The following is a 1,049-nucleotide window of genomic DNA, read 5'->3' on the forward strand; positions in this document are numbered from 1 at the left end:
TTCCGGTCGAACAAACCCCATCGGTCTCCGGTGGGGTTTTTCCGTTGCATGCCCAGGCGCTTTATGTCCGGCGGCCCATGGTCTATGGTTCGCCGGTATGATGGATTGAACCGCGAAGGTGATGTGTCGATGCGCAGACTGGCCGTTGTCATCCTGGGAACCGCTCTGCTGGCTGGAATGCCGGCCGGAGCGGCTGACGAGGACCCGCCGTCGGGGCCGGCACTGTACCAGCCGGTGCCGTCGGCGGCCGTTCCGGCCCTTCCTGCCGAGGAAACTCCCGGCTTTCAGGCGGTCAGGCCGGTAAGCGCTCCCGAGGCCGAGGCGCCGATGCCGTCCGTTTCCCAGGTTCCCTCCCCGTCGCCTCCGGTTGCCGCGACGGCGCCCTCCCCCGTGGTGACGCCGGCCGCGGTTTCACCCCCGTCCCCACCTCCGCCCTCATCTTCATCACTGCTGTCGGGACCGCTCGAGATCCCGCTTCTGCTGGCCGCCGTCGTCGCGGCGCTGATGCTGGTGCTGGGCGCCGCCATCGCCGGCCATGTGGGAACCGCCATGGCCAATACCCAGGTGCGACGCGACCAGGCGCAGCGCCGTCAGGCGGCGGCCACGATCCTGATCCTGGAACTGGAGGCCCGCCGTCAGGCGTTCGAGGCTGTTCCGGTTCCCCCCAACGCCGAGGCAGGGGTATCGTTCGTCTCGGCGGTGCTGGCCCTGGCCGGGATGGATCATGGCTGGCGGACGGCACAGCCGTCGCTGCACCTGCTGCCGGAAAAGCTGGCCGGTCATCTGATGGTGCATTACTCCGCCGTCAACCATGTGGCGAGCTTCGTCAAGGGGCTATCGGTCGCCAACGCCCTGCGCATGCTCCAGACCTCGCGCATCGGCGGCCATCCCTGTCCCGAGCCGGCCGCCATGCGCGAGGCCCATGTGGAACTGGCGGCCGCCTTCCGTGGCCTCGACAAGCTGATCGTCGGGTTGAAGGGGACTGGATGACGCCGTCGCCGGAAGCGCGGGCCGACCTGGGGAGGGCACCGCCTCGCCCATGGTTGACT

The 1,049-nt window shown here is 68.9% G+C and carries 1 protein-coding gene; it reads left to right on the forward strand.

Annotated elements, in window-relative coordinates; all coding sequences use genetic code 11:
• The first annotated feature begins 129 nt into the window (after positions 1–129).
• On the forward strand, positions 130–990 hold the full coding sequence (locus tag MTBSS4_RS18755; RefSeq protein ID WP_173984897.1) for a hypothetical protein: 861 nt from the start codon (positions 130–132) through the stop codon (positions 988–990).
• Positions 991–1,049 lie beyond the last annotated feature (59 nt).

This window comes from Magnetospirillum sp. SS-4 (genome assembly GCF_902729425.1).
Lineage (GTDB): Bacteria > Pseudomonadota > Alphaproteobacteria > Rhodospirillales > Magnetospirillaceae > Phaeospirillum.